At 62.3% G+C, this 16,901-nt stretch carries 18 protein-coding genes; 8 read left to right on the top strand and 10 right to left on the bottom strand.

What is annotated here, in order from left to right; genetic code table 11:
- Positions 1-22: 22 nt before the first annotated feature.
- Together INQ47_RS13940 and INQ47_RS13935 are read right to left on the bottom strand one after the other, a co-directional pair.
- Positions 23-739, bottom strand: coding sequence for a glycerophosphodiester phosphodiesterase (locus INQ47_RS13940; protein ID WP_404701927.1), 717 nt, complete (start codon positions 737-739; stop codon positions 23-25).
- 31 nt (positions 740-770) lie between these two features.
- Positions 771-1,355, bottom strand: coding sequence for a PilZ domain-containing protein (locus INQ47_RS13935; RefSeq protein ID WP_274118790.1), 585 nt, complete (start codon positions 1,353-1,355; stop codon positions 771-773).
- A gap of 93 nt (positions 1,356-1,448) precedes the next feature.
- On the opposite strand from INQ47_RS13935, the gene INQ47_RS13930 reads away from it, so the two are divergent.
- Genes INQ47_RS13930 through INQ47_RS13920 form a run of 3 tightly spaced genes read left to right on the top strand, consistent with a single transcriptional unit; the run spans position 1,449 to position 4,692 of the window.
- On the top strand, positions 1,449-2,699 hold the full coding sequence (locus INQ47_RS13930; protein WP_404701926.1) for a lipoprotein-releasing ABC transporter permease subunit: 1,251 nt from the start codon (positions 1,449-1,451) through the stop codon (positions 2,697-2,699).
- A 7-nt stretch (positions 2,700-2,706) separates the two neighbouring features.
- Complete coding sequence (gene lolD, locus INQ47_RS13925) at positions 2,707-3,390, top strand: lipoprotein-releasing ABC transporter ATP-binding protein LolD (protein ID WP_172402812.1); 684 nt, start codon at positions 2,707-2,709, stop codon at positions 3,388-3,390.
- Positions 3,391-3,450: 60 nt separating this feature from the next.
- Positions 3,451-4,692, top strand: a complete 1,242-nt coding sequence (locus tag INQ47_RS13920) for a lipoprotein-releasing ABC transporter permease subunit (RefSeq protein ID WP_392521193.1) — start codon at positions 3,451-3,453, stop codon at positions 4,690-4,692.
- A gap of 41 nt (positions 4,693-4,733) precedes the next feature.
- Here INQ47_RS13920 and cinS read toward each other — a convergent pair whose 3' ends face one another.
- Positions 4,734-6,086, bottom strand: coding sequence for a two-component system sensor histidine kinase CinS (cinS, locus tag INQ47_RS13915; RefSeq protein ID WP_404701925.1), 1,353 nt, complete (start codon positions 6,084-6,086; stop codon positions 4,734-4,736).
- Positions 6,083-6,763 (bottom strand): two-component system response regulator CinR, encoded by a 681-nt coding sequence (gene cinR / locus INQ47_RS13910; protein ID WP_404701924.1) that lies wholly within the window; start codon positions 6,761-6,763, stop codon positions 6,083-6,085. Before cinR ends, cinS begins: the two co-directional genes overlap by 4 nt.
- Before the next feature lie 202 nt (positions 6,764-6,965).
- Between cinR and INQ47_RS13905 the strand changes: the two genes are divergently transcribed.
- Complete coding sequence (locus INQ47_RS13905; protein ID WP_404701923.1) at positions 6,966-7,493, top strand: plastocyanin/azurin family copper-binding protein; 528 nt, start codon at positions 6,966-6,968, stop codon at positions 7,491-7,493.
- A 68-nt stretch (positions 7,494-7,561) separates the two neighbouring features.
- A complete protein-coding gene (queF, locus tag INQ47_RS13900) occupies positions 7,562-8,392 on the top strand; it encodes an NADPH-dependent 7-cyano-7-deazaguanine reductase QueF (RefSeq protein ID WP_021785410.1) in 831 nt (276 codons plus the stop codon).
- Positions 8,393-8,424: 32 nt separating this feature from the next.
- Here queF and INQ47_RS13895 read toward each other — a convergent pair whose 3' ends face one another.
- Both INQ47_RS13895 and INQ47_RS13890 read right to left on the bottom strand, forming a co-directional pair.
- Positions 8,425-8,688 carry a DUF4404 family protein gene (locus tag INQ47_RS13895; protein ID WP_003248815.1) on the bottom strand — a complete coding sequence of 88 codons (264 nt, stop codon included), beginning with the start codon at positions 8,686-8,688 and terminating at the stop codon, positions 8,425-8,427.
- Between the two features lie 122 nt (positions 8,689-8,810).
- Positions 8,811-9,374 (bottom strand): phosphonoacetaldehyde phosphonohydrolase-related protein, encoded by a 564-nt coding sequence (locus INQ47_RS13890; protein ID WP_404701922.1) that lies wholly within the window; start codon positions 9,372-9,374, stop codon positions 8,811-8,813.
- A gap of 201 nt (positions 9,375-9,575) precedes the next feature.
- Here INQ47_RS13890 and INQ47_RS13885 point away from each other — a divergent pair, with 201 nt between their 5' ends.
- The gene (locus tag INQ47_RS13885) at positions 9,576-10,283 is read left to right on the top strand and encodes a VacJ family lipoprotein (RefSeq protein WP_021785408.1); all 708 of its coding nucleotides are present in this window, start codon (positions 9,576-9,578) and stop codon (positions 10,281-10,283) included.
- 34 nt (positions 10,284-10,317) lie between these two features.
- On the opposite strand, the gene INQ47_RS13880 is transcribed toward INQ47_RS13885, so the two are convergent.
- Positions 10,318-10,617, bottom strand: coding sequence for a PilZ domain-containing protein (locus INQ47_RS13880; RefSeq protein ID WP_021785407.1), 300 nt, complete (start codon positions 10,615-10,617; stop codon positions 10,318-10,320).
- A gap of 271 nt (positions 10,618-10,888) precedes the next feature.
- Between INQ47_RS13880 and rssB the strand changes: the two genes are divergently transcribed.
- Positions 10,889-12,073: a two-component system response regulator RssB gene (gene rssB, locus INQ47_RS13875; protein WP_021785406.1), complete on the top strand. Its 1,185-nt coding sequence runs from the start codon at positions 10,889-10,891 to the stop codon at positions 12,071-12,073.
- Entirely contained in the window at positions 12,070-12,552 is a 483-nt protein-coding gene (rssC, locus tag INQ47_RS13870; protein ID WP_021785405.1) for an anti-sigma factor antagonist RssC, read from the top strand. The genes rssB and rssC overlap by 4 nt, the downstream gene beginning before the upstream one ends.
- Positions 12,553-12,700: 148 nt before the next feature.
- On the opposite strand, the gene INQ47_RS13865 is transcribed toward rssC, so the two are convergent.
- The 3 genes from INQ47_RS13865 to dusA form a co-directional block, all read right to left on the bottom strand.
- Complete coding sequence (locus tag INQ47_RS13865) at positions 12,701-14,551, bottom strand: alkaline phosphatase D family protein (RefSeq protein WP_404701921.1); 1,851 nt, start codon at positions 14,549-14,551, stop codon at positions 12,701-12,703.
- A gap of 179 nt (positions 14,552-14,730) precedes the next feature.
- Positions 14,731-15,657 carry a transaldolase gene (gene tal / locus INQ47_RS13860; protein ID WP_021785403.1) on the bottom strand — a complete coding sequence of 309 codons (927 nt, stop codon included), beginning with the start codon at positions 15,655-15,657 and terminating at the stop codon, positions 14,731-14,733.
- 156 nt (positions 15,658-15,813) lie between these two features.
- Positions 15,814-16,824, bottom strand: a complete 1,011-nt coding sequence (gene dusA / locus INQ47_RS13855) for a tRNA dihydrouridine(20/20a) synthase DusA (RefSeq protein WP_404701920.1) — start codon at positions 16,822-16,824, stop codon at positions 15,814-15,816.
- Positions 16,825-16,901 lie beyond the last annotated feature (77 nt).

The following is a 16,901-nucleotide window of genomic DNA, read 5'->3' as shown; positions in this document are numbered from 1 at the left end:
GTCGGAGAGACCGATTTCAACCCTACCCGAGGGTGGTCTTGGCCAAACCGGGAAAGTCTGTAATCAGGCTGTCCACACCAAAGTCAGCCAGCCGGCGCATCAGTGCCGGCTCGTTGACTGTCCACACCGACACATGCAAACCCTGGCCCTGTGCTTTGAGCAGGCGCTCGGGGGTGCACAGTGTCCAGTTCAATGCCAGCAGCTCGCAGCCGTAGTTATGTGCCACCTTCAGCGGGTCGAGCCAGGCGTACTCGGCCACCAGCCCGCGTTTCACGTCTGGCACCAGTTCCAGAGCGGCGCTCAGTACCTCGCGTGAACTGGAGGTGATGGTCACCTTGTCCAGCAGGCCATATTGCTGGGCCAGTTCACGGATCGCCAGGACAGTGGTGGCCGCGCGGGTGCGCGAGGCGCTTTTCACTTCCAGCTGCCAGTGCTCGAACGGGCATTTTTCGAACAGCTCTTCCAGTTTCGGGATCGGGCAGGGCTGCACATGGCCCGGGCCGCCTTTGCGGGCATCGATCTTGACCAGGTCGGCGGCCGGGTGCTCGACCACTTTGCCGCGACGGCCAGTGGTGCGCTTGAGGGTGGCGTCGTGGATGACCATCAGTTCGTTGTCGGCTGACAGGTGCAGGTCCAGCTCGCAGCGGGTCACGCCATGGGACAGGCATTGCTGAAAGCTCTTCAGGGTGTTCTCGGGTGCTTCGCCCTTGGCGCCGCGATGGCCGTAGATCAGGGTCACGTTCGTTCCTTCAAATCAGGGGGAAATTGGCTCAGGAGGCAGGGTCGTTCAGTTCCAGCTGCTGGCGCCGTTGCTGTTGCTGGCGCTGCAGGATGTAACGGGCCAGCAGTTGTCGTTGGGCGTCGGTCATGTCGATGAACTCGGTGCCGACCTCGAAGCCGCCTTCCGGGCGAGGGTCGCAATGGCTGACCTTGCCGCGCAGCAGTAGGCCATGGGCACGTGGCATCAGCACCATTTTCACCTTCACTCGTGTACCGGGGTCAATCCGTGTGGCTTGGACGGATTCGATGCCGCCTTCGGAAATGACCACCGGTACTGGCTCGCCGACCTCGCCAAGCAGGGTTTGCGCAACCACCGCGCTAAGCAAGTCGAGGCGCTTGTTCTGTGCCCGCAGGAAGGCGGCGAGTGTGCGGTCCTTGTCGCTCAGCTGGCGCAACAGGTGTTGCGACTCGAAGTCGGACAGGTGCAGCTCGCTGAGCAGGTTGAACAGCGGCGAATCATCTTGCAACACATCTGGCTCGAGGGCTTCGGCCGCGCTAAGGGGGCTTATTTGAAGTGCGATCCGATCTTCGATGCGGTAGTATTCGCGGCGATCTTCTTCGTCTAATGTCGTCATGGCGAACCCAAGGTAGCGGCGGTGGTCCGAGTGTAAAGCCGCCGTAGGCGCCTCGCCACAAGGACGTTCCCTTTCATCCGAACAAGCCCCGACATGTTCAGACCTCTTTTCGCATTCATCGGCACGCGTTATACCCGTGCCAAACGTCGCAATCACTTCGTCTCGTTCATTTCCCTGACCTCGATGATCGGCCTCGCCCTGGGCGTGGTGGTGATGATCGTGGTGCTGTCGGTGATGAACGGTTTCGATCACGAGATGCGCACCCGCGTGTTGGGCATGATTCCCCATGCCACGCTGGAGAGCGGCCAACCCATTGCCGACTGGCAGGCCCTTGCCCAACAAGTAAAGCAGAATCCGCAGGTGGTAGCGGTTGCGCCGTTCACCCAGATGCAGGGCCTGCTGACCCATGATGGCAAGGTGCAGAAGGTGCTGCTCAACGGTATCGACCCCGCTCGCGAGCGCGAGGTGTCGATCATCGACAACTTTGTCCTGCAAGGCCGCCTGGACCAGTTGGCGCCGGGCGAGTGGGGCATCATGATTGGTGACAAGGCGGCGGCCAAGCTGGGCGTTGCCATCGGCGACAAGCTCACCTTCGTCGCCCCCGAGGTCAGCGTGACTCCTGCCGGCATGTTCCCGCGCATGAAGCGCTTCACCGTGGTCGGCACCTTCCACGTTGGCGCGGGCGAGATCGATGGCTATCTGGGCCTGACCAATATCAGCGACCTGTCCCGCCTGCACCGCTGGAAGCCCGACCAGGTCCAGGGCCTGCGCCTGAAGTTCGAGGACCTGTTCCAGGCGCCGCGCGTAGCCTGGAGCATCGCCCAGCAGTTGGGCGACCAGGAATTCTATAGCCGTGACTGGACCCGTACCCACGGCAACCTGTACCAGGCGATCCGTATGGAAAAGGCCATGATCGGCCTGCTGTTGCTGCTGATCGTGGCGGTGGCAGCGTTCAACATCATTTCCACCCTGGTGATGGTGGTCAACGACAAGCGCGGCGACATCGCCATCCTGCGTACCCTGGGCGCCACGCCCGGGCAGATCATGCTCATCTTCATGGTCCAGGGCACGGTGATCGGGGTGATCGGTACCCTGATCGGCGCCGTGGTCGGGATCTTCGCCGCACTGAACGTGAGCGCGGCGATCGCTGGCATCGAGAAACTGATCGGGCACAAGTTCCTCAACGCCGACGTGTATTTCATCGATTACCTGCCGTCGCAGATCCTGGCCCAGGACGTGTACATGGTCTGCGGTGCGGCACTGGTCCTGAGTTTCTTCGCCACCCTGTATCCGGCCTGGCGTGCGGCCCGCACCCAGCCTGCAGAGGCGCTACGTTATGAGTGAGTCGCGCATGAGTGATAAAGCCGTTCTGAGTTGCCGCAACCTGGGCAAGTCCTACGACGAGGGCCCGGAGTCGGTGCAGGTGCTGTCCGGGCTCAACCTGGAGCTGCAGGCCGGTGAGCGGGTCGCCATCGTCGGCAGTTCCGGCTCAGGCAAGAGTACCTTGCTCAACCTGCTGGGCGGCCTCGACCGGCCGACCCAGGGCAGTGTATGGCTGGCTGGCGAAGAGCTGTCGGCACTGGGCGAGCGTGCCCGTGGCCTGCTGCGCAACCGTGAGTTGGGCTTTGTCTACCAGTTTCACCACCTGCTGCCGGAATTCACCGCCATCGAGAACGTGTGCATGCCGCTGCTGATCGGCCGAACGCCCATCCCCGAGGCCCGGGAGCGTGCCGAGGCGCTGCTCAAGCGGGTAGGCCTGGGCCACCGCTTGAACCACAAGCCGGCCGAGCTGTCCGGCGGCGAGCGCCAGCGCGTGGCTATTGCCCGGGCGCTGGTCAATCGCCCCGGCCTGGTGATGCTCGACGAGCCGACCGGCAACCTCGACCACCATACCGCTCAAGGCATCCAGGAGCTGATGCAGGAGCTGTCCGGTGCCTCGCGCACGGCATTCCTGGTGGTCACCCACGACCTCAACCTGGCGCGGCAGATGGACCGCGTGTTGAAGCTCGATGATGGCCATCTGGTGGCAATCTGATCGACTGCCGGGGTGGCAAGTGCTGCCCCGTTTTCCTGTTTTCATTGGGTGATTTCGTACATGTTCAGACCCTTGCCCATCTTTATCGGTGCGCGCTACACCCGAGCCAAGCGTCGCAACCACTTCATTTCGTTCATCTCGATGACTTCGATGATCGGCCTGTCGCTGGGCGTGCTGGCGATGATCGTGGTGCTGTCGGTGATGAACGGCTTCCAGCGCGAAATGAGCTCGCGCATTCTCGGCCTGGTGCCGCATGCCGCCATCCTTGGCGTGCAGCCGCTGGACGATTGGCACAAGGTAGCCGACGCAGCCATGAAGAATCCGGCGGTGATGGCTGTTGCGCCGATTACCGAGATGGAAGGCATGCTGTCGTACAAGGGCGCCATGCAGCCGATCCAGGTGGGGGGCATCGACCCGGCCGAGGAGGGCAAGGTTTCCATCGTTGGCCAGCACATCGTCCAGGGCCGCCTGCAGGACTTGCAGCCAGGTGAGTTCGGCGTGGTCATCGGCGAGCTGACCGCACGCCGCTTCCGCCTGAACACCGGCGACAAGCTGACCTTGATCGTGCCGGAAATCAGCAAGGAGCCGGGTGGCATCACCCCGCGCATGCAGCGCCTCACCGTGGTCGGCATCTTCAAGGTCGGCGCCGAGCTGGATGGGTCGCAAGCCTATATCCATGTCGCTGATGCTGCCGAGATGCAACGCTGGGCACCGGGCCAGGTGCAAGGTGTGCGCCTGAAACTGCACGACCTGTATGCCGCTCCGCAGGTGTCCAAGGCGATTGCCGCCGGGCTTGGCGATGCCTACCGCGCCGATGACTGGTCGCATACCCAAGGCAGCCTGTTCAGCGCCATGAAGATGGAAAAGACCATGATCGGTCTGCTGCTGATGATGATCATCGCGGTGGCGGCGTTCAATATCATCGCCACCCTGGTGATGGTGGTGAACGACAAGGGGCCGGACATTGCCATCCTGCGTACCTTGGGCGCCACGCCGGCGCAGATCATGGGCACGTTCATGGTCCAGGGCAGCCTGATCGGCATTGTCGGCACGCTGATTGGTGGCGTACTGGGCGTGATTGCGGCGTTCAATGTCAGCCAGATTGTCGGTTGGCTGGAGCGGGTGAGCGGGCAGCACATCTTCACGTCGGATGTGTATTTCGTCAGCAGCTTGCCGTCGCAGTTACAGTGGGGGGATGTGGCGATGATCTGCACCGCCGGCCTGGTGATGAGTTTCCTGGCGACCATTTACCCGGCCTACCGGGCGTCGCAGGTGCAGCCGGCGATTGGCCTGGCGGTTTGATGTTTGCCTGAGGTCCTGGGGGGCGTAAAGCGCCACCAGGGTTACTGATCTTGAGTGAAGTCGATCACGAATCGGGTCCACCCACCCTCGCACTCCGCCCGTATGCACCCGCCATGGGCCTGCACGATCGACCGGGTGATCGCCAGGCCCAGCCCCGCATGCTCGCTGCTGCCTTCCCGCCGAGCCGGGTCCACCCGGTAAAACCGGTCGAACAGCCGTGGTAGCGCCGTCGGGTCGATAGCCAGCCCGGTATTGGCCACGTTGATCGTCGGCCCCGGCCCCAGGGTCACCTTTATCTGTCCTCCTGCCGGGGTGAAGCGCATGGCGTTGTCCAGCAGGTTGGACAGCGCCCGGCGCAGCATATGCTGGTCACCAAGCAGCACGGCTTCACCCTCGCGCAGCATCTGCACGTCGCTGTCTTCGGCCAGTGGTGCGTAGTATTCCAGCAGCGCATCCACCTCGTCATGCAGCGCCAAAGGCGCGTGGCCCGGTACCAGCAGGCCGTGGTCGGCCTTGGCCAGAAACAGCATGTCGTTGATCATCTGCGCCATCCATTGCAGTTCTTCCAGGTTGCCATGCAGCGCCTCGCGGTATTCTTCGAGGCTGCGTGGGCGGGTGAGGGTGACCTGGGTGTGGGTCAGCAGGTTGGACAGCGGCGTACGTAACTCGTGGGCGATATCGGCCGAAAACGCTGACAGGCGCTGGAAGGCATCGTCCAGGCGCTGCAGCATCGCGTTCATGCTGCTGGCCAGCTCGGCCAGTTCTTCGGGCATCTGCGCCACCGGCAGACGGGTGGTGAGGGAGCGCGCTGACACGCTGGCGGCCACCTGGCCCATCTGCCGCAATGGGCGCAGGCCGCTGCGGGCGGCCCAGGCACCCAGTAGTGCGGTGGTTAGCGCCGACAGGCCGACCGTCAGCCAGATCAGCCGTTGCATGCCTTGGAGGAAGTGCTGGTGGTGGGTGATGTCGAGGTACAGGGTCAGTTGCGGCGACTGCATGGCGCCCTGTGTCAGGGGCACGGACAGGCTGCGGTAGTCGATGCCTTGCGTATGCAGGGTGGTCAGCCCGGTGGCCTGCGCTGCTTGCGGCAGCCCGCTGCGGCTTTCGAACCAGGTGGCGCCATTGCTGGCACTGATGCGCAGGGCCAGGTCGGCCTGGTGACTCAGTTCATCGTGCAGGGCAGGTAGGCGGGCCTGGAGCTCATCAGCCGTGCTGACGCCAGCCAGTTGCGTACGAAACAATGACAGGCGCGAGTCCAGCAGTTGTTGGTCGAGCTCGATGAAGTGTTGCTCGCTGGCCCGGCTGAATAACAGGCCGGCGCCCAGCGAGACAGTGGCGGTGCAGGCGGCGAACAGCAGGGCCAGGCGGCTGCCGAGGGAAACCCGGCGCATCACTCGGTGCGCTCTTCGAGTACGTAACCCATGCCGCGGACAGTGTGGATCAGCTTGTTGGGGTGCGGGTCGTCGATCTTCAGGCGCAGGCGTCGGATGGCCACTTCGATCACATTGGTGTCGCTGTCGAAGTTCATGTCCCACACCTGCGAGGCGATCAGCGATTTTGGCAGTACCTCACCCTGGCGGCGCAGCAGCAGCTCAAGGAGTGAGAATTCCTTGGCGGTCAGGTCGATGCGCAGCCCGGCACGCTCGGCGCGGCGGCGGATCAGGTCCAGGCGCAGGTCGGCCAGGCTCAAGGTAGTGTCCTGGCTCGGGCTGGTGCCACGGCGCAGCAGGCTGCGTACCCGGGCCAGCAGTTCGGAAAAGGCGAACGGCTTGACCAGATAATCGTCGGCGCCCAGTTCCAGGCCATGCACGCGATCCTCGACAGCGTCGCGGGCGGTCAGGAACAGCACCGGCGTATCCAGGCCAGCCTGGCGCACGGCCTGAAGGATCTGCCAGCCGTCGCGGCCGGGCAGCATCACGTCGAGGATCAGCAGGTCGTGGTCGCCGGTCAGGGCGAGGAGCTGGCCGGTTTCGCCATCGGTAGCCAACTCGGTGGCAAAGCCGGCCTCGCTCAGGCCTTGGCTCAGGTACTGGCCGGTGCGGGCCTGGTCTTCGACGATCAGCAGTTTCATGCACTGTCCATAATCTGAAAGTTAGCGTAGCCAATGGGCGTTGTTTTACCCTGCTAGCACAGGGGCAATGGGATGGCTGAAATGATACGTGACGATGTGCCCGCTCGCCCAAGCTGACAAAGTTGTAATGTGCCTGTCAGGTAGCTGCCAGTCGCCCCCGGCTAATGTGGCTTTATCCCGATTGTGTAATCCCGGAGTCATCATGAAACACCTGTTCATTGCCGCCACCCTTGCTTTGGGCAGCCTGCCGGCTTTTGCTGGCCAGGCGCAGACCTTCGCCTTCGGCGAGCCTGCCCCGGCGGCCAAGGCCACCCGTACGGTCAACGTGGTGCTCAAGGACATCGCCTTCGAGCCAAAAAGCCTGCAGGTAAAAGCCGGCGAGACGGTGCGCTTCGTGCTGGTCAACGAGGGCAAGCTGCCTCACGAATTCAATCTGGGCGACAAGGCCATGCATGCCGAACACCAGAAGGAAATGGTCGCCATGCAAGGCAAGATGTTCACCGAGGCCATGAACCACGAAGGCATGGATCACGGCAAGATGATGAACCACGGCCAAATGATGGACCACGGTGACGGCCATGGTCACGGGGGTGGCAACACTGTGATGGTCATGCCCGGCCAGCGCGCCGAGCTGACCTGGACCTTCCGCCAATCGGCGCCCATCGAGTTTGCCTGTAACGTGCCGGGGCATTACCAGGCGGGTATGGTCGGGACGTTGACCATTGAGTGACTGGCCCTGCAAGGCGGGGTGCAAAACCGTTAGACTAGAGGTAAATCCGAACCTCTAGGTCAGTTTCCATGCATCCCGCTGCCGAACATTCCCCGCTGGGCAAGTCCAGCGAATACATCGCCACCTACTCCCCGGAACAGCTGTTCCCGATCCCGCGTACTGCCAAGTGGGCCGAGCTGGGCGTTACTGCACAGACCTTGCCCTGGCAGGGGGTGGATTACTGGAACTGCTTCGAGCTGAGCTGGCTGCTGCCTTCGGGCAAGCCGGTAGTGGCGATCGGCGAGTTCGCCATCCCGGCTGACTCGCCAAACATCATTGAGTCCAAGTCATTCAAGCTGTACCTCAACTCGCTGAACCAGACGGTGTTCGCCTCGCTGGGCGAGTTGCAGGCATGCCTGCAAAAAGACCTGTCCGCCGCTGCCGGCAAGCCGGTGGGGGTGAAGGTTCGCACGTTGGCCGAGGTTGAAGCCCAGGGTGTGGTGGCTTTACCGGGGCAGTGCATCGATGCACTGGACGTGGCCATCAGCAACTACGAGCAGCCGCAGCCAGAACTGTTGCGCTGCAACCCGGAGCGGGTGGTGGAAGAAACCCTGCACAGCCATCTGCTGAAGTCCAACTGCCCGGTCACCGGGCAGCCGGATTGGGGCAGCGTGGTGGTCGAGTACAAGGGCAGGGCGCTGGACCACGCCAGCCTGCTGACCTATCTGATCAGCTTCCGCCAGCATGCCGACTTCCATGAGCAGTGTGTGGAACGGATTTACCTGGACTTGAAGAATCTGCTGCAGCCGGAGCACCTGACGGTCTATGCGCGCTATGTGCGCCGCGGTGGGCTGGACATTAACCCGTACCGCAGCACCGGGGCGATCAGCCCGGATAACAAGCGCCTGGTTCGGCAGTAATACAGGGGGGCCGCTTTGCGGCCCCCGCTATTTCAGATCCCCATGCTGTGCAGCGAGTTGGCAATGCTGCGCAGGGTGGCTGTGAGGTCGGGGTGGTCGGCCTCGAAGCGTTCGATCGCAAGGTTCACGCCGTCCACCAGGTTGTTGTCTGGCGTGGCTTCCTCAAGTTTCAGTTGCGCCTCGATCTGGCGCGCCTCTTCGTGCAGGGCGGCCAGCTCTTCTTCCGAAAGCGGTACGTTGCGGTCCAGTTGCTCGCGCAAGCTGTTCAGGCGCTCTTGCAATTCGCGGGCAGGCATTGGCTATTCTCCATCAATGGCTTGGCAAGCCATGGACCTCGGCGACGTGGCAAAGGTTCTGGCCTGTCTTCAGGGTAATCTACCTGCTGCCGATTTGCATGATCCGCGTCAAGGGTGCTGTATCAGGGTTTTTCACCCTTGCGTCGGCGCTGGGCGATGTCCTGCAGGCAGGTGTCCAGCGCTTCCAGATGGTCGATCACCGAGTGCACGCCAAGGCTGAACAGCGCCAGCGTCGCCTTGCTGCGCGCCAGGTCCTGCTCTTGCGGGCTCATGGCTTGCCATTGCGCAGAAGTGCGGTCGCATAACGGGCTGCAGGCGGCCAGGCCTACCGTCCACAGGCCGGCGTTAAGGCCAGACTGCAGCAGGCGTGGGTCGCCGCTGACCAATACGCAGCCATCCAGGCGCTCGCTGTCCAGCGCCATCAGTGCCTGCCAGCAAGCGTTTGGCGCTGGCCAGTGCACACCATTGACTGAATGCCCTGGCAGCCAGTCGGGCAGTACATGGGCCAGGCGCTCGCTTTGCGTGGTATTGAGGTCATCCAGCCAGATACACGGCACTTGGCGCTGACGCAGGCTGGCAAGGGTGGCCAGGGCGCCGGGGGCGGGTGAGGGAGCGCCATTGGCGGCCTGCACCAGGCAGCCGCGCAAGCCGAACAGTACAGCAGTGAAGGCGGGCGCAGTGTCCATGGCAACTTCCCCCAAATGGTTCGAAGGCTATGCGTTGATTGTTACCGTCCTGTGACATCGGCCTCTGCGCAACAGTTGTTCACAAAATATTGATCAAAAATGTGTAAAGCTGTTTATCAGCCCGCAAGTCTCTATACTGCCGCTTTGATAGCAGCGCGACCTGTTGCGCTTGCGGCCGAGAAATTCGATGGAGAAACACCTATGCGTAGGATCGGTGCCAGTGTGATCGAACGAGTCACCCAGGCCTGTGTCTGCGCCAGCATGCTGCTGGCGCCCGTGGCTGCCACTCAGGCTGCCACCGAGGAAGATCCCTGGGAAGCGGTCAACCGCCCGATCTTCCGCTTCAACGATACGCTCGACACCTATGCCCTCAAACCATTGGCCAAGGGCTACCAGGCGGTCACTCCACAGTTCCTCGAAGATGGCATCCACAACATCTTTCGCAACCTGGGTGACGTGACCAACCTGGCCAACGACTTGCTGCAGCTCAAGCCGCATGCGGCGGGCGTGGATACGGCGCGGTTGATCGTCAACACCACCTTCGGCCTGGGTGGCTTCTTCGATGTGGGTACCAAGATGGGCCTGCAGCGCAATGACGAGGACTTTGGCCAGACCTTGGGCTACTGGGGGGTGCCAAGCGGGCCGTATGTGGTCATCCCGCTGCTGGGCCCAAGCACCGTGCGTGACGGCGTGGCCAAGTACCCGGACACCTACACCAAACCCTATCGCTACATCGACCACGTGCCTACGCGCAACTCGATCTTCGCGCTGGACGTGATCGACACCCGCGCCAGCCTGCTCTCGGCCGAAAAGCTGATTCAGGGTGACAAGTACATCTTCATCCGTAACGCCTACCTGCAGAACCGCGAGTTCAAGGTGAAGGATGGCGAGGTCGAAGACGACTTCTGATCTGTGAACCTGGGGCCGCAATGCGGCCCCAGGTTCAATGCATGGCCAGAATCCGCAGCCCGAACTTCTGCTGCCCGCCCGGCTGGTCGGCAATCCACACCACTTCGGTGCTGGCATGCAATCCCTTCAGTGCCGGATGGTCGGAATCGATCCGCACCTCTATGCGATCACCCACCAAAAAATGCTGCGGCGCCTGCACCTGCATGCCGCCGCTGGACAGGTCCAGGCACACCGCTGCAATCACCTGGCCTTCGTGCAAAAGGCTGATCTCGGTGTCGATGCGCATACGAATGAAGTCGCGTTTCTCGCTGTGGCTGGAGGGCGTGTGAGGCATGCTGCATCCTTCCCGTCGGGTTGCGCTGGTCGACTTTCTTATAACTCCCGGTGATTTGCCCTGTAAAGAGCAGCGAGGTCGACCCCTGCATGCTTGAAACCCCTGCCGGATGGGAGTACCGTCTGCGCCTTACAAGGTACCTCTGAACAGTTGCCGGGCAGGTGTTCTTGTCCTACAACTCAAGTAGAGTGTGACCATAAAGAATTCCCGTAGCTGGCCGTCTGCCTTGCCGACACCGCTGCACCAACCTAAATCGGCGCCGTTCGCCCACATGCAGAAAACCAGTGCAACGCTGCTGATCATCGATGACGACGACGTGGTCCGTGCTAGCCTCGCCGCCTACCTTGAAGACAGTGGTTTCAGCGTCCTCCAGGCCGGTAATGGCCAGCAGGGGCTTCAGGTCTTCGAAGAACACCAGCCCGACCTCGTGATCTGCGATCTGCGCATGCCGCAGATGGGCGGCCTCGAACTGATCCGTCAGGTCAGCGAGCGTGCGCCGCAGTTGCCGGTGATCGTGGTGTCCGGTGCCGGCGTCATGAGTGATGCGGTGGAAGCGTTGCGCCTGGGCGCCGCCGACTACCTCATCAAGCCGCTGGAAGACCTGGCCGTACTCGAGCATTCGGTGCGCCGCGCCCTCGACCGCTCGCGCCTTGTGCTGGAAAACCAGCGCTACCGCGACAAGCTCGAAGCCGCCAACCGCGAACTGGAGGCCAGCCTGCACCTGCTGCAGGAGGACCAGACCGCCGGTCGCCAGGTGCAGATGAACATGTTGCCGGAAAGCCCCTGGGTAGCCGGCGAGTTTGCTTTCGAGCATCAGATCATCCCGTCGCTGTATCTGTCGGGTGACTTTGCCGATTACTTCCGCGTGGACGAACGGCGTATCGCCTTCTACCTCGCCGATGTTTCCGGGCACGGTGCATCATCAGCGTTCGTCACCGTCCTGCTGAAGTTCATGACCACGCGGCTGTTGTTCGAATTCAAACGTGGCGGCAAGATGCGCGAGTTCAAACCTTCGCAGGTGCTTAGCCATATCAACCGTGGGTTGATCAACTGCAAGCTGGGCAAGCATGTGACGATGGTGGGCGGGGTCATCGACGAAGACACCGGCCTGCTGACCTACGCCGTTGGCGGCCATCTACCGCTGCCGGTGCTGTACACCCCCGAGCACACCCGCTACCTGGAAGGCCGCGGCCTGCCGGTAGGGCTGTTCGATGAGGCCACCTACCAGGATCTGGTGGTGGAACTGCCCCCGCAGTTCAGCCTCAGCCTGATGTCCGATGGCATTCTGGACCTTTTGCCGGGTGATACGCTCAAAGATAAAGAAGCCGCCTTGCCGGAGATCGTCAAGGCAGCAGGTGGCAGTCTGGATGGGCTGCGTCAACGATTTGGATTGGCTACGCTTGGGGAGATGCCGGATGATATCGCCCTATTGGTGTTGAGCAGGAACCTTCAATGAGTACCGGTAGAATTCAGTTCGCCGAGCAGAGCGGTACCTTCGTACTGAAATTCGTTGGTGAAGTGCGCCTGACCCTGTGTTCGGCGCTGGATGCGACGATCGAGAAGATTTTCACTGCGCTGAACTTCTCGGCGATTGTCATCGACCTGACTGAAACCGAGAGTATCGACAGCACCACGCTGGGCCTTCTGGCAAAGCTGTCGATTCTGTCGCGGCAGAAGGTGGGTCTGCTGCCGACTGTGGTGACTACCAATCCAGACATTTCACGGTTATTGCAGTCGATGGGCTTCGATCAGGTGTTCAACATCGTCGATCGGCCGATTCCCTGCCCCGAATGCCTGACCGACCTGCCGTCGCAGGACCAGAGTGAAGAGGTGGTGCGCTCCAAGGTGCTGGAGGCGCACAAGATCCTCATGGGCCTGAATGACTCCAACCGCGAAGCCTTCCATGACCTGGTCAATGCGCTGGAGCGGGGCTGATCTCTGGCCTGTGCCGGCCTCTTCGCGGGTAAACCCGCTCCTACGACGGCCTGCGCCCAAACACCAGTGTGTGTCCACCCCCAATCAGGTGTAGGAGCGGGTTTACCCGCGAAGAGGCCGGCACAGGCTGTAAAAACTCTGAATCTCACTACTCCCGGTTTCTAAACTCTGTAGCCTCACCCCCGCCCGCATCCAGCTGATACACCCGCGCCGGCCGCCCCTGTTCATCAAAAAACACCTGTCCCAGCCCGGCACCATTCCACAGCCGTTCCCCGGCCTTGCTGTGGCTGGGCGTACGCGGCACCACCTCCATTTCTCGGCGCTTGGTAAACCAGTTGAGCGGCGAGCGCGGCGCATACAACCAGCGGTTGAGCCGGTCCAGTACATCCAGCAAACGCCGAGGGAACTCGTTCTTGATCCCGCTACTGGTCACCTGCCACAAGTGCGGGCTGCGCTGGCGGTGGCGAATCAGCACCTCATACACGAACGAGTAATGCACATCCCCCGACAGCACAACGTAGTGGCCCGGTGTGCGCGAGTGGCGGAAGATATTGAGGATGACCTGTGCTGCACCGCGGTGGGCCATCCAGTTCTCGGCATCCACCAGCAGCGGGTAGCCCAGCCAGCTGAACACCTTCTGCACCGTTTCAATCAGCTTCACCCCGAAAATCGGCGCAGGCGACACGATGACCGCCGAAGGATGATCGAGCAGTGCTTGCTGCAATTCACTCAGCGCTTCCCAGTCCAGCAGGCCGGACGGCTTGGCCAGGTTGCTTTCGCTGCGCCAGCGCCGCGTACGGGTGTCCAGTACCAGCAGCGGTGGTTCTGTAGGCAGGCTGAACTGCCAGCCCTGGAAGCGCAGCAGCTCGCCAATCAGCTCATCCTGGTTCTGGCGGGTCAGCACCTGGCACTGTTCGATCAGCGGATTGCAATCGTCCGGGTTGTTGCCCCAGGCCTGGCAGAGCAGGTAGCCGAGCAAGGCGTTGCCAATGATCCTTCGCGAAAATGGGTGGCCGTAGGCCGTTTCCTCCCACTGCGCCGAGAGGTTCCAGTCGTCGGTGATGTCGTGGTCGTCGAAGATCATCAGGCAGGGCAGGTGGGCCATCACCCGTGCCACCTGACCTAGATTGTCGGCAAACCCCTGAATCAGCGGCAGCTCATGCCGGTATCGGGCTTGATGCTCGTCGCTGAGCCCGCTGGGGATGCCCAGGTCCACCAGCTGCCAGGGCACCGGCGACCACACCAACAGGTACATGGCCATGACTTCGGCCAAGGTCACCAGATGGTTGTCGGCGTTGCTGGACGAGAAGATCGGCTTGCGCTTGCCGCCGAAAAAGCGCTCGCGCAGGGTGTCGTTGCGTTCCAGCGCCGGCAGCAGGTCGGCGCGGTGGTAGTAGCTGGCTGGGTGCTGGTACAGCGCCTGGCTGTCGGCTACCACCGCACCCTCCAGTTGCTCGTCGAACAGGCCCAGGCGCGCGATCAGGCTATGAATGGCGCGCAGCATGGGGCCAGCGACATCGTCGGCGTAAACCTGGTCGCCCGTCATCAATAGCACAGCGGGGCGGTCTTCGGGCCTCTTGCACGCCTGCAGCAGGCGGTCGGCGCACAGCAGGCCGTCGGCCGCAGGGTGGTGCGGCTTGCGGCAGGAGCCGTGCAGCAAGTGGTCGAGGCGCTCACGCAGCACCAGGCTTGGGCGCTGGGCGCCCGGGTAGAGCAGGTGCGGCGCCCAGTCGGCGATACCCTGGCCGTTGATCAGCAGGTCGTAGTCGAGCAGCTGGTTGCAGGGCAGGGGGCTGGCGAATTGGATGTCCAGCAGGTGAACGTAGGCATGCCGGCCAATCGGCACCACTTGGCAATCGACTCGGGCCTCGCTTGCCAGGCAGACGAACTCGGGCTGCAGTGGTTGGGTAGTGACCAGCCAGACGGCCAGACGCTGGGGTTCCAGGCGGCGCAGTACCGGGCCGGCGAGAACGAGGGGCAAAGGGTTAGGGGAGGTCATCGACAGCTCGGGTGGCTATGGCGGCCTGTTCGCGGGCAAGCCCGCCCTTACATCGATCGGTGTAGGAGCGGGCTTGCCCGCGAACAGGCCCGAGAATTCAATACACAACTAAGGCGTGGCAAACAAAACGGGCGGAAAATACTGAGCACTTCCCGCCCGTCAGGCAAACACGAACTGTATCAGGCCTTTTCAGCCATCAACTTCTCCAGCTTTTCCTGGTCCCGCGCAAACTGGCGGATACCTTCGGCCAGTTTCTCGGTGCCCATGGCATCTTCGTTCATCGCCCAGCGGAACTGGCTTTCGTTCAGGTGCTGCTTGGCTTCACCGGCGTTGCCCGGTTTCAGCACCTGCGGCAACTCACCCTGGTCATCACTCAGCTGCTGCAGCAGCTCGGGGCTGATGGTCAGGCGGTCACAGCCGGCCAGTTGTTCGATCTGGCCGATATTGCGGAAGCTGGCGCCCATGACCACGGTGTTGTAACCATTGGCCTTGTAGTAGTTGTAGATGCGCGTGACCGACTGCACGCCCGGGTCCTCGGCGCCCACGTATTCCTGGCCGGTGCTCTTCTTGTACCAGTCGTAGATACGGCCCACGAACGGCGAAATCAAAAACACCCCGGCATCGGCGCAAGCCTGGGCCTGGGCGAAGGAGAACAGCAGGGTCAGGTTGGTCTGGATGCCTTCCTTCTCCAGCTTTTCGGCGGCGCGGATGCCTTCCCAGGTGGAGGCCAGCTTGATCAGCACACGCTCTTTTGGCACTCCGGCCGCCTCGTACAGGGCGATCAGCTGACGAGCCTTGTTCAGCAGGGCTGGCTCATCGAACGACAGGCGTGCATCCACCTCGGTGGAGATACGCCCCGGGATGACCTTGAGAATGCCCGAGCCCACGGCCACCGCAAACTTGTCGCAGGCCAGGTCGACATCACCCTTGGCGTCGGCCTTCACCTGTTTCAGCAGGTCGGCGTAGCCCGGGATGGCAGCAGCCTTTAACAGCAGCGACGGGTTGGTGGTGGCATCGACCGGCTTCAGGCGGGTGATGGCGTCCAGGTCCCCGGTGTCGGCGACCACGGTGGTGAACTGCTTGAGTTGTTCCAGCTTGGAGGTCATGGGCGTGCTCTGTCCTGTGCATTTACTCGACATTACCCGAGCCCCGGCAGCCGCTCAAGGGCCGCCGAAACCCTGCGGACCCGCTGGTCCGCACAGGGCTGTAGGAAAGGTGAAGATTCGAGTCGCAAGCAAGCCCGAGGTTCCCTCCCTTTGAGGTCACCGCCCCTGCAACAACTCCACGGCCTGGTCAAACACCGCCAAGGGTTCAGCCGCCTTGTGAATGTCAGCCGACAGCAGCTGGCGGAAGCGCCGCGCCCCTTTGAATCCTTGGGCCAGCCCCAGAATATGCCGGGTAACGTGGTGCATCGCACCGCCGCTTTCCATATGCGCCACGATGTAAGGCCGCAGTTGCGCCAATGCCTCGCTACGGCTGACCACCGGCGCATCGCTGCCAAACAGTTGCTGGTCCACCTCGGCCAGCAGATAAGGGTTGTGATACGCCTCGCGCCCCAGCATCACGCCATCGAAGGTTTCAAGGTGTGCCTGGCATTCGTCCAGGGTCTTGATCCCGCCGTTGAGCACGATCTCCAGGTCCGGGAAGTCCCTCTTCAACTGCGCTGCGATGTCATAGCGCAGCGGCGGGATCTCGCGGTTCTCTTTCGGCGACAGCCCTTCCAGAATCGCGATGCGTGCATGCACGGTAAAACTCCGGCAGCCGGCCTCACGCACCTGGCCGACGAAGTCGCTCAGTTCGGCGTAGCTGTCACGGCCGTTGATACCAATGCGGTGCTTCACCGTGACAGGCGTCGATACGGCATCACGCATGGCCTTCACGCAGTCGGCCACCAGCGCCGGGTGAGCCATCAGGCACGCGCCGATCATGTTGTTCTGCACCCGGTCGCTCGGGCAGCCAACGTTGAGGTTGACCTCATCGTAGCCCGCTTCTTCAGCCAGGCGCGCACAAGCGGCCAAGTCGGCCGGCACACTGCCGCCCAGTTGCAGGGCCAGCGGGTGCTCAGAGGCATCGTGGCGCAGGAAACGGTGGGCGTCGTTGTGCAGCAGGGCACCGGTGGTGACCATTTCGGTGTAGAGCAGGGTTTGCCTGGAGAGCAGTCGCAGGAAGAACCGGCAGTGCCTGTCGGTCCAGTCCATCATAGGTGCAACGCTGAAGCGGCGTGACGGCTCAGGGCGCGTGGTTTGTGGCTTTGAGCCTGATTTTGCAGTCATTTCGTTCAACGTGTTCTGTACCAATTTTTGGGGGTTTTGGGGCGTTTTTACCAAGCGCTTGGTACAATGTACCAATC

The organism is Pseudomonas sp. 3HC3 (assembly GCF_044904505.1).
Lineage (GTDB): Bacteria > Pseudomonadota > Gammaproteobacteria > Pseudomonadales > Pseudomonadaceae > Aquipseudomonas > Aquipseudomonas putida_Y.
Note: the sequence above shows the minus strand (reverse complement) of the source record. Positions and strands in the feature narration are given on the sequence as shown.